A 22576-nucleotide genomic window follows, 5' to 3' on the forward strand; every position below is an offset into this window, starting at 1 on the left:
CGCGGCGGGGCCGAGGGGCCACCGCCGCGCCGGTGTCTCATTTGCCGGGGGGGTCGATCCAGCCGACGTTTCCGTCATCGCGCCGGTAGACCACGTTCACCCCGTTGTGCTTTTCGTTTCGGAACACAAGGACCGGCGCGCCCGCGATCTCCATCTGCATCACGGCTTCGCCGACCGAAAGCGAGGGGATCTTGGTCTCCATCTCGGCCACGATGATCGGCTGCAGATCCTCGGGTTCCTGTTCCTCGGCCTCGTGACCGGATGGAGCGAGGACATACATGGCCGCTCCGAAGGTTTCAACGGGGTCCTGCCTATCGCGGTGATGGTCTTTCAGGCGGCGCTTGTAGCGGCGCAGCTGCTTTTCCATCTTTTCCGCGCTGCCTTCGAAGGCGGCATAGATCTCGTGCGCGTGGCCTTTGGCCGAGGCGGTGAGGCCGGTGGAGAGGTGGATCGTCGCTTCGCAGACGTATTCTGCGCCGGATTTCGAGAAGATCACGGTCGCATCGGTCGGGCGCATCGAGAATTTCTCGACCACGGCACCCAGGCTGTCCTGCACATGGGTTTGCAGGGCTTCTCCGATGTCGATCTGTTTTCCGCTGATTTGATAGCGCATGGGTCCTCCGGACTTCAGATGCAGGGGATCGTGGCCGGCCCGGAATGGGTGGCCTGCCGCCTGCAAGAGGCTGTTCGGCTGCGTTTTGGTATGGCTGATCCCGGGCCGTTTTCGCGGGCCTTCGTCCGGCGGGCGGACGCGGGGATCTGGGATGAAGCGAACGCGAACATCACACCCATTAGGCGACGGCGCGGGGGCGCTGTCAACGCAAAGCGGAGCGGCGCGCAGGTCTGATTTCCGCAAAGCGGAGCGGCGGCGCGTCAGGTGATGCGGAAGCTCTGGCCAAGGTAGACGCGGCGCACCGTCTCGTCGTCGACGACCTCGTCGGGGGTGCCCGACTTGATGATGGTGCCGTCGTGCAGGATATAGGCGCGGTCCACGATCTCGAGGGTTTCGCGCACGTTGTGATCGGTGATCAGAACGCCGATGCCCCGCGTCTTGAGGTCCTGCACAAGGTGCCGGATCTCGCCCACGGCGATGGGGTCGACGCCCGCGAAGGGTTCGTCCAGCAGCACGTAGCGGGGGTTCGAGGCAAGGCAGCGCGCGATCTCGGCGCGGCGGCGTTCGCCGCCCGAGAGCGACAGGGCGGGCGCGCGGCGCAGGTGGCCGATGGAGAACTCGGACAGGAGTTCCTCGAGCCGGTCCTGCCGGGTCTTGCGGTTCTTCTCGACCACCTCGAGGATGGCCATGATGTTGTCCTCGACCGAAAGGCCGCGGAAGATCGACATTTCCTGCGGCAAGTAGCCGATGCCCGCCCGCGCGCGGCGATACATCGGAAAGAGCGTCACGTCCTGTCCGTCGATGGTGACGGTGCCGCCGTCGGGCGTGATCAGCCCGGCGATGCAATAGAAGGACGTGGTCTTGCCCGAGCCGTTGGGGCCGAGCAGCGCCACAACCTCGCCGCGGGCGAGGGTGAGCGAGACATCGCGGATCACCGGGCGGCGGCGGTAGCTCTTGCGCAGCCTGTGAACGACGAGACCCTGACCGCCCGCGGTCACGGTGAGCGCGGGTTTGCCGCCCTCCATCAGTTCGCCTCGGGGTCGATCACCGTGCGCACGCGACCGTCGATGGTGCCGTTCCCGGTGGTCATGTTGACCGTCATGCTGTCGCCCGCGATGGCGGTGGGCCCCTGCGTCACCAGCACGTCGCCCGACATCGTCAGCAGCGCGGCGCCGATGTCGTAGCGCGCCTGCGCGCCCTCGGCGGCGTCTTCGCCGCGCGCGACCAGAACCCCGCCCGAGGCCAGAACCTCCTGCACGGTGTTGCCGCTGCCGGTGTCGGCATAGACCACCTCGACCCGGCCTGCGGCCATGCGCAGATCGCCCTGCACGATCAGGACATTGCCCTCGAAGACGGCGCGGCCGTTGCCCTGGTCGATGGACAGGCTGTCGGCGGTCACCTCGACCGGCTGGTCGGCATCATGCGCCACGCCGCCAAAGCCGATCCCCACCTGGGCGAATGCCGGGTGGGCCGTGGCAAGGGCGATGGCCAGGATGGCCGAAGGAAGCAGGTGGCGAAACATGGTGACGTCTACTTGGGGAACTCGGGGGGCACTCAAGGGTCGTATATCAGGCGAACGCCGCCTGTGAAACTCAGGAAAGCCCCGCCTTCGGGGCCGGTCATCTCCATCGCCCCGGCGGTCAGGGTGGCGCCCTCGGCGACGATCTCGATCCGGCCGGGCGCGGAGAGGCGCATCCGGTCCATCGAGACGATCAGCCGCGCGGTGTCGAGCGACAGGCCCGAGGTCGTCGCCGCAGAGACCTGCCCGTCGAGCGACAGCGCGCGGGCGGCAAGGTCGATCTCGCCGTTGCCGGCGCTGACCACCATGCGGTTCTCGTCGGTGACGGTGACGCGCGCCTCGATCTCGGTCAGGCGGATGCGGTTGGGGTTCGCGGGCTCGGGCGCGGCGCTGGCGGCGACCAGCGTCACCGCGCGCCCGTCCTCGAGCGTTCCGGCGAAGCGCGGCTGCGACAGGCGCTGTTCGCGCAGCAACTCGTCGATGTCGACCGTGGCGAAGGGCAGCGCCGCCTCGGGGTCGGGGGTGCGCGAGAACAGGAACATCGTGGACAGCAGCGCCAGAGCGATGAGCGGAAGGGCCAGTTTGACCCAGCTCACGATCCGCGAATATCGGTTGGGCGCCGCCATCGGCCGATCAGTGCGAGAAGATGTCGATCTCGGGCCAACCGGCAAGATCGAGTTGCGCGCGCGTCGGCAGGAAGTCGAAACAGGCCTGCGCGGTGGCGGTGCGCCCTTCGCGCGCCAGCATCTCGTCGAGCGCGGCTTTCAGGCGGTGGAGATACAGCACATCGGAGGCGGCATAGGCCTTTTGCGGCTCGGTCAGCTTGGCCGCGCCCCAGTCCGAGCTTTGCTGCTGCTTGGAGATGTCGACCTCGAGCAGTTCCTGCAGCAGGTATTTCAGCCCGTGCCGGTCGGTGTAGGTGCGCACCAGTTTCGAGGCGATCTTGGTGCAATAGACCGGCGCGGCCAGCGCGCCGAAGGCGTGATACATCACCGCGATGTCGAAGCGCCCGAAATGGAACAGCTTGAGCACATCGGGGTCGGTCAGAAGCCGCGCGAGATTGGGGGCCTCGGTCTGGCCCTTGGCGACCTGCATCAGGTGCGCGTTGCCGTCACCCGACGACAGCTGCACGACGCAAAGCCTGTCACGGTGGGGGTTGAGGCCCATCGTCTCGCAGTCGATTGCGACCGCGGGACCGAGGTCGAGGCCATCGGGCAGATCGTTCTGATAGAGGTGGATCGTCACGGTTCAGTCCCTTTCATCTCGCAGGCGGTGCGGCGGAGAGAAAGAGTGGTGCCCAGGAGAGGACTCGAACCTCCACGACCTTTCGATCACTGGCACCTGAAGCCAGCGCGTCTACCAATTCCGCCACCTGGGCAGGTGTCGTGAGGCGGGCTGATAAAGGCGGTGTGCGGGGGTGTCAACGGGGGTCGTGCGGGAAAATGCGCGACTTCAATAATCCCGCTCGAAGAACACGCCGAGGCTGGAGGTTCCGTCCGAGGAAAAGCTGCCGCGCGCGGTCACGTTCGGCGTCAGGTCGATGTTGAGCGAGACATCCGCGCCGCCGTCGCCGCCCACCGTGACATCGGTATAGACATTGTCCGACAGGTAGCGCCCGGCGCGCAGGGCGGCGTTGCCCTGGGCGTCGGTCTGGATGTCGAGATCGTCGAGCCCGAGGGTTTCGCGCAGGTTCGACAGGATGCCCCCCTGGCCCTCGCCGCCCGCCAGCGAGGCCGCGGCATCGGCCAGTTGCAGCAGCTGCACCGGCGACAGCGCCGAGACCGAGCGCCCGAACAGAAGCTGGGCGAGGATCTCGTCCTCGGGGAGGCTGGGGCTGGACCCGAGGGTGACGGTGGGCGCGCTGATCGGGCCGCTCAATTCGATGCTGACCTGGTAGTCGCCCGCGCGGGTGGTGGCGCGTAGCCGGATGAACGGATCGAAGCTGCCTTCGAGGCTGGCGGAGCCCTCGGTCAGGTCGAGCCGCGTGCCGAGGATCGAGAGCCGCCCGCGGACGAGGTCGAAGCGGCCTGCCGGGATGACCTCGGCGGTGGTGCCGCCAAGGCGCAGTTGCCCGCCCAGCTCCGCGTCGAGGCCGCGGCCGCGGATGAAGATGCGGCCGGGGGCCGTGATCGCCAGGTCGAGGGCGATGCGCTGCGCGCCACCGCCGCTGCCGCCGTCTGCGCCTTGCGCCCGTGGGCCGAGGCCCGCAGCGATGCGCGTGCGCCGCTCGGCGGCGGTTTCCGCGCTGTGGGTGATCGGCGGGATGGCGGCCGAGCCGCCCAGCCCGCTTTCGGGCACGCGCAGTTCGGTTTCGCCCAGCGCGATTTCGCCACCCACCTGCAGCGCGCCGGTCAGGGCGCCGGTGACGGCGACATCGGCGCGGTCGATGCGCGCCTCGTAGAGCGTGGGATCGACCAGCCGCAGGTCGCGGCCGCGAATCTCGATCCGGGCGGGCAGGCCGGGCTCGGTCAGCCCGACGCTGCCGTCGGCGGTCACCGTGCCGCCGCTGCCGAGCCGACCGTCGGTCGAGAAGCTGACGCGCCCGCCCGACAGCTGGCCGGTGGCCGAGACGCCTTCGAGCGCGGTCTGAAGCGTGGGCAGGGTGACGCGCGCGTCGCCTGTGCGGACCGTGCCCGACAGCGACGCAAGCGCGGGTGCGCCGTTCAGGCGCAGGTCGAAGTCGAGCGTGCCGAAGACGCTGCGCGGCGCCAGCGCGCGGTTGGCCAGCGCAAGGGGCAGCTGGCCCCGCGCCGTCAGATCGGCGGTGGCGGCATCGGCGGCGACAGAGCCCGAGACATCGGCGGTGATGCCCGCGCCGCTGGTCAGCTCGGCGACCACGCGCCACGGCGCGTCCTCGCCCGCGCCGCGGGTGGTGTCGAGCCGGGCCGTCACCGGCCCGCTCAAGGTGTCGGTGAACAGCCCGACATCGGCCAGCCGCGCGTCAAGGCCGATCACCGCGCCGTCGGGGCCAAGGCGACCGGTGCCCGACAGGCGCGCCTCGGCCCCGTCGAGCGTGAGCGCGCGCAGGGTAAGGCCGGTTTCGTCGCGCAGCGCCGAGAGGGTCAGCCGGGTCTCGCCCGCGAAGAGCCGCGGCGGAAGCGCCTCGGCGATGCGCAGGTCGCGGCCCGTGCCCTCCAGCATCAGGTCGAAGGCGCCCGACAGAAGCTCGGCCTCGGCCTGCAGCGTGGCGGACAGGCGGCCGGACAGGGGTTGTTCGGCCAGCGCGGCGAAGCGCGACAGGTCGGCGGCCTCGGCCGTGAGCGCGGTGGTCAGGGTCAGTTGCGCCTCGCCGGTGGCAAGCGCAGCCTCGCCGGTCAGGGCAAGGTCGCCCGCCCGCGCGGACAGCGCGTCGAGCGTCACGGGCCGGCCCGTGCGCCAGCCGAGCCGCGCGGTCAGCTGCGCGACCTGTCCCAGCGCCTGTTGCAGCGCCGGATCGTCGTGCCGCAGCCCGTCGAGGGCGACGCGCAGCGGCGCGTCCACGCGCAGCCCCTCGGGCGTCTCGGCGATCTCGCCCGCGGCGTCGATCCGAATCGCGTCGACCGTCGCCGTCCCGAGGTCGAGGCCGGTCGCCCGCGCGACCGCGTCATAGGCGTCGCCCGCGGCGCGGTCATAGCGCACCGCGATATCGGCGGCGGTCACGGTGATCTCGGCATCGGGGATCGGCAGGCGCACGGGGCCGGTTCCCGCGGGGTCGGCGATGCGCCCGGTCAGCGCAAAGGCGCGGGGCCGCCCGCCGGGGTCGAGCGACATCTCGCCCGACAGCTCCAGCGCCGCCGCGCTCAGCGACAGCCGGTCAAGCGCGACGGCGCCGTCGGGCAGCAGCGTGATCTGCGTGTCGAGCGCGACATCGGGGCCGAAGAAGGCGCGGTAATCGGGCAGGAACAGGGGCGTGATGTCGCCGCCGACGCGCGCCGTCACCCTGCGCGTTCCGGTCTCGGGGGTGAGCGCGGTCGCCACCGTCCCCGACAGGCGCGGCACGCCCTCGGTCGAAAGGGCGATCTCGGCGGCGAAATCGTCGATCGGGTCCTCGCCCGCGACCGACAGGCTCAGTTGCGGTGCGCCGGGAAGCCCCAGAAGCGTGGCGGCAAGGCCGCCGGGATCTTCCTCGAGCAGCAGGGACAGCGACAGGAGCCGCGTGTCGTTGGTGTAGCTCGCGGCAAGGTCGAAGACGCCGCGCGGCCCGTCGAGGCGGGTGATCTCGAGCGCGGCGCTGCCCTCGCCGCCGGCCAGTTGCGCCGCGCCCTGCACCGACAGCTCGACCGCCTGCCCGATGAGCGAGGGGCCGAGACTGACCCGCGCGATGGCGGTGCGGTCGATGGCGATGGAGACCGGCAGGTCGGGCAGGGAAAAGGGTGTCGCCTCGGCCGGTGGCAGGTCGAGCCCCGGCTCGGTGACGGGGGCGCGCAGGATCTCCAGCCGCTCGGCGGTGAGCTGGTCGATCTGCAGCGCGCCGCGCAGAAGGGCCGCGCGCGACCAGTTCAGTTCCGCGCCCTCCAGCGTCAGCCAGACGCCCTGCGCGTCGGCGATGGTCAGGCGGTCCAGCTCGGCGGTGGCCGACAGCGCGCCGCGAAAGCCCTCGATGGTGACGGTGCGCGCGCCGTCCGAAAGCTGGTCTTCGAGGAAGCGCACGATGCGCGAGCGGTCGTCGTCCTGTGCCGCGGCGGGCGCGGCGAGAAGGGCCGTGACGGCGATGAGGGCCAGCAGAAGATGCCGCATCAGAAGGCCTGCCCGATGCCGATGTAGAGATAGGCCTCGCGCCCCGCGTTCGTGCCGGTGACGGGCGTGGCAAGGTCAAGGCGGATCGGCCCGAAGGGCGTGGCGTAGCGCAGCCCGAGGCCCGCGCCTGCGTGCCAGTCGCTGTCGCCGCCGCCCCAGCTGTCGGCACTGATCGCGCCGATATCGGCGAAGCCGACGACGCCGAAATTCGTCTCGCCTACGTCGTGTCGGATCTCGCCCGACAGCCCCGCGAAGGAGCGGCCGCCGCTGGCGATGCCGCCCTGAAGCGCGCCGAGGGTCTGGTAGGGTTGGCCGCGGACGGTGCCCGAGCCGCCGGAATAGAAGAACTCGTCGGGCGGGATATCCGCGACTGTCCCGCCCGTCAGCGCGCCCAGTTGCAGCCGCCCGGCAAGGCGGGTGGCCCCTTCGCCGAAGGCGCGGTAGGCGCGGCCGTCGAAGGTCAGCCGCGCGCCGCCGCCATCGCCCGGCGTGAGGAAGGGTGTCAGCGCGACGTCGCCGTAGAGACCCGCGCGCGCATCCAGCGGATCGTCGCGCCCGTCGTAGGTCGCGCCCAGCGGCAGGGTCAGCCGGGTGATGGTGGAGGTGCCGAGCGGCGAGGAAAACCGCGCCCGTTCCAGACCCAGCGCGCCGCGCAGGGTGATCCGGTCGGTCAGCCGGTGGGTGAGACCGGCCTCGAGCGTTACCGAATCGAGCTGGTAAAGCGGTTCCTTCAGCGCGGCGACACCCAGCTCGAGACCGAGGTCCGTGTCGGGCGTGAAGGTGGCGGGGCGGTCGAAGCGGGCGGTCAGCTCGGCGTCGATGCCGTCGGTATCGCTGCTGATGCCCGAGACGACGGCGTCGAAGCGCAGACGCTCGGCCCCGCCGAACAGGTTGCGGTGCAGCCAGTAGGCCGACAGCTGGATGCCCTCGTCGCTGGACAGCTCCGCCCCGAAGCCGAGGCGGCGCAAGGGCGCCTCGTCGAGGACGGCGGCCACGTCCGAGACATCGCGGGCCTGCGGGTCGCGCAGTTGCAGCGCCACGGCGGAAAAGACGCCGGTTTCGCGCAGCCGTTCCTCGGCGCGGGCAAGCGCCTCGGGCGAATAGACCTCGCCCACGGGCAGGCCCGCGATTTCGAGGATACGGGCCGTGCGCATCCGCTCCTGCCCCTCGGGCAGAAGCTGGCCGAAGGAGATGACCGGGCCGGGATCGACGCGGATCGCCACGTCGAGGACGGCGGCGCGGTTGTCGGCGCGGATCGACTGCTCGCCGACATCGGCGAAGGCGTTGCCCTGCGCCCGCCACGCGGTCAGGGCCGCGGCGGTGGTGTCGCGCAGAAGCGGGGTGGACGCCGGTTCGCCGGGGCGGAACCCCTCGGGCAGGTCGGTGTCGGGGGCAAGCGGGCCGATCCGCGCTTCGCCCAGCCGGAAGGGCGCGCCGGTCTCGATCTCGATCTCGACGGTCTGCACGCGGCCGGGCGGATCGAAGGGCGAGATGCCCGCGGCATCCCGACCGTCGAGGCGGATGGCGATCACCGGGGCGAAGTAGCCGTCTTCGTAGAGCACGCCGATCAGGCGCGCGTAATCGGCACGCGCGGCGGCGACGACATCGGCGCCGGTGCGGGTCGTGCCCTCGTCAAGGTCGCGCAACAGCAGCGCGGCGGCGCGCAGCCGGTCCTGCAGGTCCTCTGATGCGCCGGGCGCGATCAGGCGGACCTCCTGCGCGGCGGCGGGCGCGGAGGTGACGGCGACACAGACCGACAAGGCCAGCGCGCCGAGATGGACCAAGGCGATACGAGCAAACATCTCTTCATACCTAGCCCCTGCACCGAGTCGTTGCCACCCGTGTCCGGGGCGCTGCGCGGGTTCCGGCGCAACCTTGGGACGATTTGCGCCTTGTCGCGCCGGGATGGCCCTTCTATCACGCGAGCCAAGACCGTGACCGGAGGACACCATCCATGTCGAAGCTCGTCACCATTTTCGGCGGATCCGGCTTTGTCGGACGCTACATCGCTCGGCGCATGGCCAAGGAAGGCTGGCGTGTCCGCGTCGCGGTGCGCCGTCCGAACGAGGCGCTGTTCGTGCGGCCCTACGGCGTGGTGGGGCAGGTGGAGCCGGTGCTCGCCAATATCCGCGATGACGACAGCGTGCGCGCGGCAATCCACGGCGCTGACGCGGTTGTGAACTGCGTGGGCATCCTGTCGGAGCGCGGCAAGAACCGCTTCGACACCGTTCAGGCCGAAGGGGCGGCCCGTGTCGCCCGCATCGCCGCCGAGGAAGGCGCCGCACGGTTGGTGCATGTCTCGGCCATCGGGGCCGAGGGCGGCAGCGACAGCGACTACGCCGACACCAAGGGCAAGGGCGAAGAGGCGGTGCTGGCCGCCTTCCCGACCGCGATGATCCTGCGCCCCTCCATCGTCTTCGGACCCGAGGACCAGTTCTTCAACCGCTTCGCCGCAATGACGCGGATGTCGCCCGCCCTTCCCGTGGTCGGGGCCGAGACGAAGTTCCAGCCGGTCTATGTCGATGACGTGGCAAAGGCCGCGGTGATGGGCATCCTCGGGACGGCGAAGCCGGGCATCTACGAGCTGGGCGGGCCCGAGGTGGCGACGTTCCGCGTGCTGATGCAGCGGATGCTGGGCGTGATTCGCCGCCGCCGCCTGCTCTTGAACGTGCCGTTCTTCGTGGCCGGGATCATGGGCACGGTGCTGGACGCGGTGCAGACGGTGACGCTGGGCCTGTTCCACAACGGCTTGCTCACGCGCGACCAGGTCCGCAACCTGCGCCGCGACAACGTGGTGACCGAGGGGCGCATGGGCTTTGCCGAGCTGGGCATCCACCCCACCGCGATGGAGGCGGTGCTGGACGACTACCTGTGGCACTACCGCCCCGGCGGGCAATATTCCGACATCAAGGAAGCCGCACGCCACCTGCGCAGTCAGGAATAGGCGATCCCCAGAAGGATCACGCCGAGCGCCACGCGGTAGATCACGTAGGGCGTGAAGCTGACCGAGCGCAGAAGCCGCATCATGATGCTGAGCGCCGCAAGCGCCGAGACGAAGGCGAAGCCGGCGGCGATGGCCCCGTCGCGCGCGGCGGCCGCGTCGGCGGTGGCGATCACCTCACCCCCCAGCAGGATGCCCGAGGCCATGATCGTCGGGATCGACATCAGCATCGACAGGCGGGCCGCGCTTTCGCGGTCATAGCCCAGCAGCCGCGCGCCGGTGATGGTGATGCCGGAGCGCGAGGTGCCGGGGATCAGCGCGACCGCCTGCCAGAGGCCCATGGTGATGGCGTCCTTCAGCGACCAGCCTGCGGCCTGTTTCACCTTCGGCCCGCGCTGGTCGGCCCAGTAGAGGACAAGGCCGAAGACCAGCATCGTCCAGCCGATCACCGCGACGGAGCGCATCGCATCGTCAAGGCCCGTCAGGTGCAGGACAAGCCCCGCAAGGATCACCGGGATCGTGGCGATCATCAGCAGGAAGGCGAGCCTTGCGCCCGCCGTGTCGATCCGGCCCGTCAGCATCCGGGGCAGGCCCGTCAGGGCCAGCCGCACGTCGCGCCAGAAGTAGAGCATGACCGCGCCCAGCGTGCCGACATGGACGGCGACGTCGATCACCTGACCCTGGTCGGCAAGCCCGGTGAGATTCGGCAGAAGCACGAGATGGCCGGAGCTCGAGACCGGAAGGAACTCGGTGATGCCCTGGATCAGGGCGAGCAGGATCAGGTTCCACAGGGTCATCGTGCGCAGGGTCCGAAAAAGGGCAACGGGTCAAAGCCCTGATGTATCATCTGATTCTGGAATATAGGTAACTCTTGTTTACCATTTTCGGGATGTTTTGGTCCAAGCGACAGGCTTGACGGCGGTAAAATCGGCAAATAGGTCAGCCTTGTTGTCTTTTCAGATCCGTGCAGCCTCGGTATAGAGGCGCAGCTAGGATGGGAGATGTTTCGTGGCCAAGCAACCCATGTTGAAATTCGTGTCGGTCGAGCGGGAGATGCCGGAGAAGCGTCCGCCGAACCTGCGCCGTGAGGATTTCGGCGAGATCTACGGTGAATACGCGCGCGAGAAGGCGGCGGAGCAGGCCGGGCGGTGCAGCCAGTGCGGTGTTCCCTATTGCCAGTCGCATTGTCCGCTGCACAACAACATTCCCGATTGGCTCAAGCTGACCGCCGAGGGGCGGTTGCAGGAAGCTTACGAGATCAGCCAGGCGACCAACACCTTCCCCGAGATCTGCGGCCGCATCTGCCCGCAGGATCGCCTGTGCGAGGGGAACTGCGTGATCGAGCAGTCGGGGCACGGCACCGTCACGATCGGCTCGGTCGAGAAATACATCACCGATACGGCCTGGGACCAGGGCTGGGTCAAGCCCATCGCGCCTTCGGTGGAGCGGCCCGAATCGGTCGGCATCATCGGCGCGGGCCCCGGCGGGCTTGCCGCCGCGGACATGCTGCGCCGCGCCGGGCTGCAGGTGACGGTCTATGACCGCTACGACCGCGCGGGCGGGCTGATGACCTACGGCATTCCCGGCTTCAAGCTGGAGAAGGACGTGGTGGTGCGCCGCAACACGCTGCTGGAAGAGGGCGGCGTGGAGTTCGTGCTGAATTGCAACGTGGGCGAAGACGTCAGCTTCGACGCGATCCGCGGCAAGCATGACTTCGTCATCATCGCCACGGGCGTCTACAAGTCGCGCGACCTGAACGCGCCGGGCGTGGGGGCCGACGGCATCGTGCGCGCCATCGACTACCTGACGGCCAGCAACCGCAAGAGCTTTGGCGACGAGGTGCCCGAGTTCGACAGCGGCGAGCTGAATGCAAAGGGCAAGCGCATCGTCGTCATCGGCGGCGGCGACACCGCGATGGACTGCGTGCGCACCGCGATCCGGCAGGATGCGGTCAGCGTGAAGTGCCTCTATCGCCGCGACAAGGCGAACATGCCCGGCTCACAGCGCGAGGTGGCCAATGCCGAGGAAGAAGGCGTTGAATTCGTGTGGCTTTCCGCGCCCAAGGGTTTCACCGGCGGTGAGACGGTCGAAGGCGTGATGGTCGACCGGATGCGCCTTGGCGCACCGGACCAGACCGGGCGGCAATCCCCCGAGATCATCGAGGGCGCCGAGTATGTCGAAGGCGCGGACATGGTCATCAAGGCGCTGGGCTTCGAGCCCGAGGACCTGCCGACGCTCTGGGGTGTTCCCGAGCTGGAGGTGACGCGCTGGGGCACGATCAAGGCCAACTTCCGCACGCATGAGACCCAGGTCGAGAATGTCTATGCGGTGGGCGATATCGTGCGCGGCGCATCGCTGGTTGTCTGGGCGATCCGCGACGGGCGCGAGGCGGCCGAGGCGATCCTCGAAAAACTGGCGACCACGGGCGCGGTGGCGGCGGAGTGATCCGGTAACCGCCATCGGGCTGGCCCGGTCAGGCGGTGACATCCGTACACGGGGCGTGCAGACCGCGTGCATACGCGGGGTCATACGGGCGCGTGGGCGCAAAGGTTAAAGGTCAGAAAGGCTGACGGGTATGTGGGTTAACGGCATCGCAACCGGTTTGGGCACCGTGGGTCTCGCGGCGGCCCTGCTGTGCGCGCCGCTGCCCGCGGCCGCGCAGATGCCGGGGCCCGACCTGTTCGATGTGCCGGCGGGTTGCACCGCCTTTCTGACGGTTCAGGCGCGCGAATGCACGGTCAGCCACCACTGGACCTGCGAGGGCGATCCCGAGGGGACGCATTGGCGCGTCTCGCTGGATCAGGACGGACCCTATTACCTGAGCTACACGGATGCGGAATTTCGCTGGCTGCGGGGCTGGAGCCTGCGCAGCGACAGCACGACCGTGCTGGTCGAGCCCGAGGACGACCCCGCCAGCCTGACCGAGCTGCTGGAGACGGGCAGCGACACGATGGTGTTCTCGCTGATGGTCGAGGGGCAGACGGGCCGGTTCCGGCGCGACTACACCGGTTTCGACAGCCTGACGGGCGGCGAGGTGACGGTGGATGGCCGGACCCTGATGGTGACCGAGTTCACCTATCAATACGGCGTGGACGGCGGCGCGCGCCGGGTCGAGGGCAACCAGTTCGTCCACGAGGGCTGGCGGATGTTCTTCGGCGGGGTCGAGACGGTGACCGAGCCCGACGGGACAAGCTTCGAATACAACAACAGCCCGATGGAGTTTGCGGAACCCGGCGAGCCGGGCTTCCTAACCACGCGGCCGATCTACGATTGCGGCGACATGATGAGCGCGGCGCCCGCCGTCCCGGTCTGGAGGGTTCGGCAGTGAGCATCGCGGATCAATACCGCCGCACCGGGCGACTTGACGGCGCCTGCCTGTGCGGGGCCGTGCGGATCGGCGTCGACGGCGCCCATGTCGCCGCGGTGGGGGTCTGCCATTGCAGCATGTGTCAAAGGTCGTCCGGTCTGGTCTGGGGCGCGTTCGAGGCATCGGCCGATGCCGTGACGGTCGAGGGCGCGGTTGCGCGCTATGCCTCCTCCCCGTTTTCCGAGCGCGCCTTTTGCCCGGTCTGCGGCAGCAACCTGTGGCTCAGGAACACCGACCGCGACGACGCGGACTACGAGCTGATGCCCGCCCTCTTTCCGGCTGCGGCGGCGTTCCCGCTGATTTCGGAAATCTACACCGACCGCGCACCGGCCTATGTGCCGTTGTCCGGTGATCATCGCCGCGCGACTCGCGCGGAATACGAAGCGAAAAACCTTCATCTCGAGGGAGACATGCCATGACGACTTACGATGCGACCTGGGCGGCGGCCGAAGAGGCCAAGCGCCGGTGGATGGCCGAGAACGGCATGTTCCGCGAGGAAGACGAGCATTCCTCCTGCGGGGTGGGGCTTGTGGTGGCGCTGGACGGTGAGGCCAGCCGCAAGGTCGTGGAGAACGGCATCAACGCGCTGAAGGCCGTGTGGCACCGCGGTGCGGTGGATGCCGATGGCAAGACCGGCGACGGCGCGGGCATCCATGTGCAGATCCCGCCGCGCTTCTTTTACGACCAGGTGCGCCGCACCGGGCATGAGCCGCGCGAGAACGAGCTGATGGCCGTCGGCCAGGTCTTCCTGCCGCGCACCAATTTCGGCGCGCAGGAGACCTGCCGGACGATCGTCGAGTCCGAAGTGCTGCGGATGGGCTATTACATCTACGGTTGGCGGCATGTGCCGGTGAACATCGCCGTGCTGGGCGAGAAGGCCAACGCGACGCGGCCCGAGATCGAGCAGATCATCATCTCGAACTCCAAGGGCGTGGACGAAGAGACCTTCGAGCGCGAACTTTACGTCATCCGCCGCCGCATCGAGAAGGCCGCGCAGGCCGCGGGTGTGAAGGAGCTGTATCTTTGCAGCTTCAGCTGCCGCTCGATCATCTATAAGGGGATGATGCTGGCGCAGGACGTGGCCGAGTTCTATCCCGACCTGCAGGACGAGCGCTTCGAGAGCGCCTTTGCGATCTACCACCAGCGCTATTCGACCAACACCTTTCCGCAGTGGTGGCTGGCCCAGCCCTTCCGCATGTTGGCCCATAACGGCGAGATCAACACGCTGAAGGGCAACGTCAACTGGATGAAGAGCCACGAGATCCGCATGGCCTCGACCTATTTCGGGGACATGGCCGAGGACATCAAGCCGATCATCCCGCAGGGGGCGAGCGACTCGGGCGCGCTTGATGCCGTGTTCGAGGTGCTGGTGCGCGCGGGCCGCTCGGCGCCGATGGCCAAGACGATGCTGGTGCCCGAGGCCTGGTCGAACACCGCCGCGGAGCTGCCGCAGGCGTGGCAGGACATGTATGCCTATTGCAACTCGGTGATGGAGCCGTGGGACGGCCCCGCCGCGCTGGCGATGACCGATGGCCGCTGGGTCTGTGCCGGTCTTGACCGGAACGGGCTGCGCCCGATGCGCTATGTCGTGACCGGTGAGGGGATGCTGATCGCCGGGTCCGAGGCCGGGATGGTGCCGATCAACGAGGCGACCGTCGTGGAAAAGGGCGCGCTTGGCCCGGGCCAGATGATCGCCGTCGACATGAAGGACGGCGGGCTGTTCCACGACACCGAGATCAAGGACAAGCTGGCGGCCTCGCGCCCCTTCGGGGAGTGGGTGGGCAAGATCGCCGATCTGGCTGCCGATACGGCCGGTGTGAGTGAACGCGCGCTGTTCGACGGGGCCGAGCTGCGCCGCCGGCAGGTGGCCGCGGGCTATTCCATCGAGGAGCTGGAGCAGATCCTCGCGCCGATGGCCGAGGATGGCAAGGAGGCGCTGGCCTCGATGGGCGACGACACGCCGGCGGCGGTTCTGTCGAGCATGTATCGCCCGCTCAGCCATTACTTCCGCCAGAACTTCAGCCAGGTGACGAACCCGCCCATCGACTCGTTGCGCGAGTACCGGGTGATGAGCCTGAAGACGCGCTTCGGGAACCTCAAGAACGTGCTGGACGAGGATTCGTCGCAGACCGAGATCTTGGTCCTCGACAGCCCCTTCGTCTCGAACGCGCAGTTCGACGCGATGGTCGGGCATTTCAACGCCGATCACGTCGTGATCGACTGCACCTTTGCCGCGGGCGGCAAGCAGGATGCGCTGCGCGAGGGGCTGGAGCGTATTCGCCACGCCGCGGAGGATGCCGTGCGCTCGGGCGCCGGTCACCTGGTCCTGACCGACCAGGGGCAGGGCGAGGATCGCGTGGCGATGCCGATGATCCTGGCCACCAGCGCGGTGCATTCTTGGCTGACGCAGCGCGGTTTGCGGACCTTCTGTTCGCTCAACGTCCGCTCGGCCGAGTGCATCGACCCGCATTACTTCGCGGTTCTCGTGGGCTGCGGGGCGACGACGGTGAACGCCTACCTGGCGCAGGACTCGATTGCCGACCGCATCGCGCGCGGCCTGATCGAGGGCAGCCTGACCGAGGCGATGGCGCGCTATCGGGCCGCCATCGACCAGGGGCTTCTGAAGATCATGTCGAAGATGGGGATTTCCGTGATCTCCTCCTATCGCGGCGGTCTGAACTTCGAGGCGGTGGGCCTGAGCCGTGCGATGGTGGCCGAGTATTTCCCCGGCATGTTGTCGCGCATCAGCGGCATCGGCGTCAGCGGCCTGCAGAAGAAGGCCGAGGAGGTGCATGCCAAGGGCTTCCTCCGTGGTGAGGGGGTGCTGCCCATCGGCGGTTTCTACAAGGCGCGTCGCTCCGGCGAAAAGCACGCATGGGAAGCGACGTCGATGCACATGATGCAGCAGGCGTGCAACCGCGCCTCCTACAGCCTGTGGAAGCAGTATTCGGAAAAGATGCGGAGCAATCCGCCGATCCACCTGCGCGACCTGATGGACATCAAGCCGCTGGGCAATCCCGTGCCCATCGAGGAGGTGGAAAGCATCACCTCGATCCGCAAGCGCTTTGTCACGCCGGGGATGTCGCTGGGGGCGCTGTCGCCCGAGGCGCACAAGACGCTGAACGTGGCGATGAACCGGATCGGCGCGAAGTCGGACTCGGGTGAGGGCGGCGAGGACCCGGCGCATTTCGTGCCGGAGCCGAACGGTGACAACCCGTCCGCCAAGATCAAGCAGGTGGCCTCGGGGCGCTTCGGCGTGACCGCCGAGTACCTGAACCATTGCGAAGAGCTCGAGATCAAGGTGGCGCAAGGGGCCAAGCCCGGCGAGGGTGGCCAGCTGCCCGGCATGAAGGTGACCGAGCTGATCGCGCGGCTGCGGCATTCGACCAAGGGCGTGACGCTGATCTCGCCCCCGCCGCACCATGATATCTACAGTATCGAGGACCTGGCGCAGCTGATCTACGACCTGAAGCAGATCAACCCGCGCGCCAAGGTGACGGTGAAGCTTGTCGCCTCTTCGGGCGTCGGCACCATCGCCGCCGGCGTGGCCAAGGCCAAGGCCGACGTGATCCTGATCTCGGGCCACAACGGCGGCACGGGCGCCAGCCCTGCGACCAGCATCAAGTATGCCGGTCTGCCCTGGGAGATGGGCCTGACCGAGGCGCACCAGGTTCTCGCCATGAACAACCTGCGCGACCGGATCACGCTGCGCACCGATGGCGGGCTTCGCACCGGGCGCGACATCGTCATGGCGGCGATGATGGGGGCCGAGGAATACGGCATCGGCACCGCGGCGCTGATCGCCATGGGCTGCATCATGGTGCGCCAGTGCCAGTCCAACACCTGCCCCGTGGGCGTCTGCACGCAGGACGAAAGCCTGCGCAAGAAGTTCACCGGCAACGCGGACAAGGTGGTGAACCTGATCACCTTCTATGCGCAGGAGGTGCGGGAGATCCTCGCCTCCATCGGGGCGCGGTCGCTGGACGACGTGATCGGGCGGGCCGATCTGCTGACGCAGGTCAGCCGGGGTGCGGCGCATCTGGACGATCTCGACCTCAACCCGATGCTCATCACCGTCGATGGGGCCGACCGGATCAAGTATGACCGCAACAAGCCGCGCAACGCCGTGCCCGACACGCTGGACGCGCAGATCGTGGCGGATGCGCATCGCTTCCTCGAGGATGGCGAGAAGATGCAGCTGTCCTATGCCGTGCAGAACACGCTGCGCACCATCGGCACGCGGACGTCGAGCCATATCGTTCAGGCCTTCGGGATGCGCAACGCGCTGCAGCCCGATCACCTGACGGTCAAGCTGCAAGGGTCTGCCGGTCAGTCGCTGGGGGCCTTCGCCGCGCCCGGCCTCAAGCTCGAGGTGTCGGGCGACGCGAACGACTATGTGGGCAAGGGCCTGTCGGGCGGTATCGTCGTGGTGCGCCCGCCGCAGGACAGCCCGCTGACCGCGTCGGAGAACGTGATCATCGGCAACACGGTGCTTTACGGGGCGACCGACGGCTACCTGTTCGCGGCCGGCCGCGCGGGCGAGCGTTTCGCGGTGCGGAACTCGGGCGCCAAGGTGGTGATCGAGGGCTGTGGCTCCAACGGCTGTGAATACATGACCGGCGGTGTCGCGGTGATCCTTGGCTCCATCGGGGCGAATTTCGGGGCCGGGATGACGGGCGGCATGGCCTATCTCCACGACCCGGAGGGTGTGGCCCGCGTCAACATGAACATGGAGACGCTGGTGACCTGCCCGGTGACCGTGCCCGAGTGGGAGGCCCAGCTGAAGACCCTGATCGAGGCGCATCTGCGCGAGACCGGCTCGCGCAAGGCGGCCGGCATCCTGCAGCACTGGGATCTCGAGCGCGGCAACTTCCTGCAGGTCTGCCCGAAGGAGATGCTGGACAAGCTGGCGCATCCGCTGGGCATCGAGAAGGCCGCCGTTCCTGCCGAATGACCCGACACCCCGCGCCCGGTTCGTGTGACCGTTGTGCGGGGTCTCCCCTTCATCTTGGCAAATACAACTCCGGGGGAGTCCCGAAGGGACGGGGGCAGAGCCCCCTGTTTCGGAGCGACGCCTCCGCTCCGCATTCCCTGGATCAGGGGCACCGACCGCACCGCGTCAGCGGTGCCACCGCGGTCGTGGGCGCAGGCCGGAGGCCGAGCCACGCCGCAAGCCCCCTCCGCGCCGCGCCACGGGGCGCAGCCCTTCGGGTCAGGGCGTCACGAACTCCGCCTTGGCGTAGCCCTGCGCGTAGAGCAGCGCGGTCAGGTCGCCGTGGTTGATCGCGTGGGCGGCCTGCGCCTGCACCACGGGTTTCGCGTGGACGGCGACACCCAGCCCTGCGCGTTGCAGCATGCCCAGGTCGTTCGCGCCGTCGCCGATGGCCAGCACGTCGGCATCGGTCAGGCCAAGCCGTGCGGTCAGGTCTTCCAGCGCGGCGACCTTGGCCTCGCGCCCGAGGATCGGATGGGCGACCGTGCCGGTCAGAACGCCGCCCTCGACCAGCAGCGTGTTCGCGCGGTGCTCGTGGAAGCCCAGCCGCGCCGCGACGGCCTCGGTAAAGGCGGTGAACCCGCCCGAGACAAGCGCCGCATGGGCGCCATGGGCGCGCATCGTGGCGACCAGCGTGGCACCGCCGGGCATCATGGTGATGCGGGTGGCCAGCACCTCGGCGATGGTCGTCTCGGGCAGGCCCCGCAGAAGCGCGACGCGCTCGGTCAGGGCCGCCTCGAAGTCCAGCTCGCCGTTCATCGCGCGGGCGGTGATGGCGGCGACCTGTGCGCCGATGCCCGCCGCGGCGGCCAGTTCGTCGATGCATTCCTGCCGGATCATGGTCGAATCCATGTCGGCCAGAAGCAGCCGCTTGCGGCGGCCCGCGCTGGGCTGGGCGACGAGGTCGACGCCCTCGGCATCGAGGCTGTCGCGGATCTGGGGCAGGTTCCCGGGCAGCGACCCGACCTCGAATTCAGCCGCGCAATTGGGGTCGAGCCAAAGCGCATCGCCGCCGCCCATCGCATCGCGCAGCGAGCGGACAAGCACCGGTTCCAGGATCATCGCGGGGTTGGTGACGAGGGTGATGGTGAACATGTCGGCCGCTCTTGCTGCAGTTTCGCGCCATAGACCACGAAGGGACGCAGCGGGCCAGAGGCTTTGGCGGTTGGCATGGCGCGAAACGCGCCTAGGTTGGGTGTCAGGCAAACTTGACGGATCGCTCATATGACACGGCATATCCTGATCGCGGTGTTGGCGCTGTGCGCGCTGGCCGCCGGTCTTTGGGGGCTGGAGGCCCCGCGTGCCGGGCTGGAGATCCGCCAGGCGCAGGTGGGCGAGACCCCGGTGACCGTGATGCGCCAGCCCGCGGCTGAGGGGCCGGTCGTCGTCATCGCGCACGGCTTCGCCGGGTCGCGGCAGCTGATGTCGGCCTGGCAACTGAGCCTTGCGCGGGCGGGGTTCATCACGGTGAGTTTCGATTTCGAAGGGCACGGTCGCAATCCCGTGCCGATGTCGGGCGACGTGACCCGCATCGACGGCACCACCCGGCTGCTGATGGAGGAGACGGCGCGCGTGACGGAGTATGCCGTGGGCCTGCCGGGTGCGCAGCCGCGGGTGGCGCTGGTGGGGCATTCCATGGCCTCGGACATCGTGGTGCGGCAGGGGATCGCGGACCCCCGTGTCGAGGCGGTGGTGGGGATATCGCTCTTCAGCCAGGCGGTGACGGAGGAGGCCCCGGTCAACCTCCTGATCGTCAACGGCGCGTGGGAGGGGGCGCTGCGTGCCGAGGCGCGGCGCGTGATGGCCGAGCTGGGCGCGGAGGAGGGAGACACCGTGGGCACCCCCGGTGACGGCTTCGCCCGGCGCGCGGTGGCGGTGCCCTTCGTCGAGCATGTGGGCGTCTTGTTCGCGCCCGCGGGGATCGCCGCGGCGACCGACTGGCTGGGCGCCAGTTTCGGCATCGCGCCCGAGGCGCGCGCCCTGTCGCTGGGGCCGTGGATCCTGCTGGCGCTCTTCGGGGCGGTGCTTCTGGTGCGCCCGCTGGCGCGGCTGTTGCCCGTGGGGGAAGCGCCGTGGCATCCGTCGCGCAAGCTGTTCTGGGCGCTGGCACTGGCCCCCGCGGTGCTGACGCCACTTGCCTTGAGCCTGTTCGAAACGCGCTTCCTTCCGGTCCTCGTGGCCGATTACCTCGCCCTTCACCTTGCGCTCTACGGTGCGCTGGTGCTGGCCGGCGCGGCCTGGTCGGGCGGCTTGCCCGCGCGGCGGGGCCTGCTGGCGGGGCTGGCGCTGGCGGCTTACGGCATCCTTGTCTTCGGCGGCATCATGGACCGTTACGTGGGCAGTTTCATGCCCCACGCGGGCCGTATCCCCGTGATCCTCGCCATCCTGCCCGGTGCGATCCTCGCCATGCTCGCCGACGCGGTCCTGTCCGAGGGCACGCGCGCGGCGCTCTGGCGGCGGATCGTGGCGCGGGGGGCCTTCCTGTCGTCGCTCGGCATCGCCGTGGCGCTCGATTTCGAGCGGCTCTTCTTCCTCATCATCATCCTGCCCGTCATCCTGCTCTTCTACCTGAGCTACGGCACGATGGGCCGCTTCGTGGGGCGGCGCACGGGGTCGGTGGTGGCGATGGGCATCGGCCTCGGGGTGATCCTCGGCTGGGCGCTGGGCGTCACCTTCCCGATGTTCGATCCGGGGGCCTAGGGCGCGCCCTCAGCGCCGGTAACGCGCGAGGAAGGTCTTGACCGCCTCGGCGGCGATGCGGTCGATCTCGGCCTCGGCGGGGTCCTTCTCGATCCCGAACAGGACCTTGAGCATCAGGTCCGCGCGGCACAGCTGCGCCAGCTGGTCGGCGGCAAGGGCCGTGTCCTCGATGTCGAGGGCGGCGCGGGCGCGGGGGCTGTCGAGGTAGACGGCGATCTTGCGGCCCCATTTCTTCGGGCCGCTGTCGTAGAAGGTGCGGCCAAGCTCGGGGAACCGCTGCGCCTCGGCGACGCAGACGCGGAACATGTCCTGCCCGAACCGCGAAAGGATGAAGGTCATCAGGGTCTTGCAGATGACATGAAGCGTCTCCTCGACGCTCAGGTCGCTTCCCTCTTCGAGGAACTCGACCTCGGATTGCTGGGCACATTCCGATTGCAGGACAGCAAGGAACAGGTGCTGCTTGTCGGGGAAATAGCTGTAGAGCGTGGCCTTGGACACACCCGCATCGCGCGCGATCTCGTCGACGCTGGCGCCCTCGTAGCCTTCCCGCATGAAGACCGTGCGGGCGCCCTCGATCACCTGATCGAACTTGCGCCCCTTCTTGATCTGCGCCGGTGCGTTCATCCGCCCTCCCTTTCCTGCCGATAATGTAAACCACTTGGTTCAGTTTCGGCAAGGATTTCGGCAAATCGGCGAGATCCCATCGGGATGCGGCCCGCGTGCGCGGGGCAGATGGACTCTGGCGCGGGGGCGGATTAGCGAAGGGGCGATGATCGAGATCTTTCTCAAGACGCTGCCGTTCTTCGCGCTGATCGGGCTGGGCTACCAGGCCTGCCGGACGGGGTTTTTCACCGCCGAGGCGGCGGCCTACCTGACGAAATTCGTCTTCTATTTCGCGCTTTCCGCGATGCTGTTCCGCTTTGCCGCGAACCTGTCGCTGGCCGAGATCTTCGACTGGTGGTTCGTGGCGGCCTATCTCTGGGGCTGTTTCGTGGTCTACGCCATCGCCACGGCGGTGGCCTTCCTGCGCCGCCGGTCGATCGAGGAAGCGGCGGTCGAGGCGCAATGCGCCGTGATCGGGAACACCGGCTTTCTCGGCGTGCCGATGCTGATCGTCCTGATGGGCGAGGCCGCGGCGGGCCCGGTGCTGATGGTGCTGTCGCTGGACCTGATCGTGTTCTCGTCGCTGATCGTGATCCTGATCACCGGCAGCCGGGACGGGCGGATGTCGCTGGGCATTCTCAAGACGGTGGGCATGGGGTTGGTGAAGAACCCGATGATCGTGTCGATGGTGCTGGGGCTGGCCTGGTCGGGCACGGGCTGGCCGGTGCCGGGGCCGGTGAACGAGTTCCTCGCCATCCTCGGGGCGGCGGCGACGCCCGGCGCGCTCTTCGCCATCGGGGCCTCGCTGGCGGGCAAATCGGCCGAGCGGATCGAGGTCGCTGGCTGGCTGAGTTTCTGCAAACTGGTGCTGCATCCGCTGGCGGTGGCCTTTGCCGCGCTGCTGCTGTTCCCGGTCGAGGCTTTCGACGCGGCGGTGATGATCGCGGCGGCCTCCCTGCCGGTGGCGGGGAATGTCTATATCCTCGCCCAGCATTACGGCGTCGCGCCGCAGCGCGTCTCGGCCTCGATCCTGGTGTCGACGGCGGTGTCCATCGTCACGGTCTCGCTGGTGATCGCCTGGGTCAGCGGCATGGCGGGGATCGTGCCGGGCGGGTGATGCGCTT

The 22576-nt window shown here is 68.7% G+C and carries 17 protein-coding genes and 1 tRNA gene; 7 read left to right on the forward strand and 11 right to left on the reverse strand.

Annotated elements, in window-relative coordinates; genetic code table 11:
* Positions 1 to 37 precede the first annotated feature (37 nt).
* The 8 genes from hpf to QQK83_RS00820 all read right to left on the reverse strand — a co-directional run bounded on the left by hpf (position 38) and on the right by QQK83_RS00820 (position 8650).
* The gene (gene hpf, locus QQK83_RS00785; RefSeq protein WP_284260686.1) at positions 38 to 613 is read right to left on the reverse strand and encodes a ribosome hibernation-promoting factor, HPF/YfiA family; all 576 of its coding nucleotides are present in this window, start codon (positions 611 to 613) and stop codon (positions 38 to 40) included.
* 260 nt (positions 614 to 873) lie between these two features.
* Positions 874 to 1638, reverse strand: a complete 765-nt coding sequence (lptB, locus tag QQK83_RS00790; protein ID WP_284260688.1) for an LPS export ABC transporter ATP-binding protein — start codon at positions 1636 to 1638, stop codon at positions 874 to 876.
* Positions 1638 to 2135: an LptA/OstA family protein gene (locus QQK83_RS00795; protein WP_284260690.1), complete on the reverse strand. Its 498-nt coding sequence runs from the start codon at positions 2133 to 2135 to the stop codon at positions 1638 to 1640. Before QQK83_RS00795 ends, lptB begins: the two co-directional genes overlap by 1 nt.
* A 32-nt stretch (positions 2136 to 2167) precedes the next feature.
* Positions 2168 to 2728 carry an LPS export ABC transporter periplasmic protein LptC gene (gene lptC, locus QQK83_RS00800; protein WP_284260692.1) on the reverse strand — a complete coding sequence of 187 codons (561 nt, stop codon included), beginning with the start codon at positions 2726 to 2728 and terminating at the stop codon, positions 2168 to 2170.
* Positions 2729 to 2765: 37 nt separating this feature from the next.
* Entirely contained in the window at positions 2766 to 3377 is a 612-nt protein-coding gene (locus tag QQK83_RS00805; protein ID WP_284260694.1) for a ribonuclease D, read from the reverse strand.
* 46 nt (positions 3378 to 3423) lie between these two features.
* Positions 3424 to 3510: transfer RNA gene (locus tag QQK83_RS00810), tRNA-Leu, on the reverse strand.
* A gap of 74 nt (positions 3511 to 3584) precedes the next feature.
* The gene (locus QQK83_RS00815; RefSeq protein WP_284260696.1) at positions 3585 to 6848 is read right to left on the reverse strand and encodes a translocation/assembly module TamB domain-containing protein; all 3264 of its coding nucleotides are present in this window, start codon (positions 6846 to 6848) and stop codon (positions 3585 to 3587) included.
* Positions 6848 to 8650: an autotransporter assembly complex protein TamA gene (locus QQK83_RS00820; RefSeq protein WP_284260698.1), complete on the reverse strand. Its 1803-nt coding sequence runs from the start codon at positions 8648 to 8650 to the stop codon at positions 6848 to 6850. Before QQK83_RS00820 ends, QQK83_RS00815 begins: the two co-directional genes overlap by 1 nt.
* 152 nt (positions 8651 to 8802) lie before the next feature.
* Here QQK83_RS00820 and QQK83_RS00825 point away from each other — a divergent pair, with 152 nt between their 5' ends.
* Positions 8803 to 9792 carry a complex I NDUFA9 subunit family protein gene (locus tag QQK83_RS00825; protein WP_284260700.1) on the forward strand — a complete coding sequence of 330 codons (990 nt, stop codon included), beginning with the start codon at positions 8803 to 8805 and terminating at the stop codon, positions 9790 to 9792.
* Here QQK83_RS00825 and QQK83_RS00830 read toward each other — a convergent pair.
* The gene (locus tag QQK83_RS00830) at positions 9783 to 10586 is read right to left on the reverse strand and encodes an undecaprenyl-diphosphate phosphatase (protein ID WP_284260703.1); all 804 of its coding nucleotides are present in this window, start codon (positions 10584 to 10586) and stop codon (positions 9783 to 9785) included. The genes QQK83_RS00825 and QQK83_RS00830 overlap by 10 nt on opposite strands.
* A 211-nt stretch (positions 10587 to 10797) precedes the next feature.
* Between QQK83_RS00830 and QQK83_RS00835 the strand changes: the two genes are divergently transcribed.
* The 4 genes from QQK83_RS00835 to gltB all read left to right on the forward strand — a co-directional run bounded on the left by QQK83_RS00835 (position 10798) and on the right by gltB (position 18110).
* Entirely contained in the window at positions 10798 to 12234 is a 1437-nt protein-coding gene (locus QQK83_RS00835; RefSeq protein WP_284260705.1) for an NAD(P)-dependent oxidoreductase, read from the forward strand.
* A 130-nt stretch (positions 12235 to 12364) separates the two neighbouring features.
* Complete coding sequence (locus QQK83_RS00840; RefSeq protein ID WP_284260706.1) at positions 12365 to 13117, forward strand: hypothetical protein; 753 nt, start codon at positions 12365 to 12367, stop codon at positions 13115 to 13117.
* On the forward strand, positions 13114 to 13575 hold the full coding sequence (locus tag QQK83_RS00845; protein ID WP_459436730.1) for a GFA family protein: 462 nt from the start codon (positions 13114 to 13116) through the stop codon (positions 13573 to 13575). Before QQK83_RS00840 ends, QQK83_RS00845 begins: the two co-directional genes overlap by 4 nt.
* Positions 13572 to 18110, forward strand: coding sequence for a glutamate synthase large subunit (gene gltB / locus QQK83_RS00850; RefSeq protein WP_284260710.1), 4539 nt, complete (start codon positions 13572 to 13574; stop codon positions 18108 to 18110). Before QQK83_RS00845 ends, gltB begins: the two co-directional genes overlap by 4 nt.
* A gap of 258 nt (positions 18111 to 18368) precedes the next feature.
* On the opposite strand, the gene serB is transcribed toward gltB, so the two are convergent.
* Positions 18369 to 19244: a phosphoserine phosphatase SerB gene (gene serB / locus QQK83_RS00855; protein WP_284260712.1), complete on the reverse strand. Its 876-nt coding sequence runs from the start codon at positions 19242 to 19244 to the stop codon at positions 18369 to 18371.
* A gap of 129 nt (positions 19245 to 19373) precedes the next feature.
* On the opposite strand from serB, the gene QQK83_RS00860 reads away from it, so the two are divergent.
* Positions 19374 to 20849 (forward strand): alpha/beta hydrolase, encoded by a 1476-nt coding sequence (locus QQK83_RS00860; protein WP_284260714.1) that lies wholly within the window; start codon positions 19374 to 19376, stop codon positions 20847 to 20849.
* A 9-nt stretch (positions 20850 to 20858) separates the two neighbouring features.
* On the opposite strand, the gene QQK83_RS00865 is transcribed toward QQK83_RS00860, so the two are convergent.
* Positions 20859 to 21473, reverse strand: a complete 615-nt coding sequence (locus QQK83_RS00865; RefSeq protein WP_284260716.1) for a TetR/AcrR family transcriptional regulator — start codon at positions 21471 to 21473, stop codon at positions 20859 to 20861.
* A gap of 145 nt (positions 21474 to 21618) precedes the next feature.
* Here QQK83_RS00865 and QQK83_RS00870 point away from each other — a divergent pair, with 145 nt between their 5' ends.
* Positions 21619 to 22569, forward strand: coding sequence for an AEC family transporter (locus QQK83_RS00870; protein ID WP_284260719.1), 951 nt, complete (start codon positions 21619 to 21621; stop codon positions 22567 to 22569).
* Positions 22570 to 22576 lie beyond the last annotated feature (7 nt).

The organism is Roseicyclus amphidinii (genome assembly GCF_030163755.1).
Lineage (GTDB): Bacteria > Pseudomonadota > Alphaproteobacteria > Rhodobacterales > Rhodobacteraceae > Roseicyclus > Roseicyclus amphidinii.

Excerpts from the sequence above, each read along its gene's own strand:
- QQK83_RS00860 (WP_284260714.1), top strand. The coding sequence starts at position 19,374 with ATGACACGGCATATCCTGATCGCGGTGTTGGCGCTGTGCGCGCTGGCC.
- gltB (WP_284260710.1), top strand. The coding sequence starts at position 13,572 with ATGACGACTTACGATGCGACCTGGGCGGCGGCCGAAGAGGCCAAGCGC.
- QQK83_RS00840 (WP_284260706.1), top strand. The coding sequence starts at position 12,365 with ATGTGGGTTAACGGCATCGCAACCGGTTTGGGCACCGTGGGTCTCGCG.
- QQK83_RS00825 (WP_284260700.1), top strand. The coding sequence starts at position 8,803 with ATGTCGAAGCTCGTCACCATTTTCGGCGGATCCGGCTTTGTCGGACGC.
- QQK83_RS00830 (WP_284260703.1), bottom strand. The coding sequence starts at position 10,586 with ATGACCCTGTGGAACCTGATCCTGCTCGCCCTGATCCAGGGCATCACC.
- serB (WP_284260712.1), bottom strand. The coding sequence starts at position 19,244 with ATGTTCACCATCACCCTCGTCACCAACCCCGCGATGATCCTGGAACCG.
- QQK83_RS00815 (WP_284260696.1), bottom strand. The coding sequence starts at position 6,848 with ATGCGGCATCTTCTGCTGGCCCTCATCGCCGTCACGGCCCTTCTCGCC.
- lptB (WP_284260688.1), bottom strand. The coding sequence starts at position 1,638 with ATGGAGGGCGGCAAACCCGCGCTCACCGTGACCGCGGGCGGTCAGGGT.
- QQK83_RS00865 (WP_284260716.1), bottom strand. The coding sequence starts at position 21,473 with ATGAACGCACCGGCGCAGATCAAGAAGGGGCGCAAGTTCGATCAGGTG.
- QQK83_RS00820 (WP_284260698.1), bottom strand. The coding sequence starts at position 8,650 with ATGTTTGCTCGTATCGCCTTGGTCCATCTCGGCGCGCTGGCCTTGTCG.
- QQK83_RS00795 (WP_284260690.1), bottom strand. The coding sequence starts at position 2,135 with ATGTTTCGCCACCTGCTTCCTTCGGCCATCCTGGCCATCGCCCTTGCC.
- hpf (WP_284260686.1), bottom strand. The coding sequence starts at position 613 with ATGCGCTATCAAATCAGCGGAAAACAGATCGACATCGGAGAAGCCCTG.
- QQK83_RS00870 (WP_284260719.1), top strand. The coding sequence starts at position 21,619 with ATGATCGAGATCTTTCTCAAGACGCTGCCGTTCTTCGCGCTGATCGGG.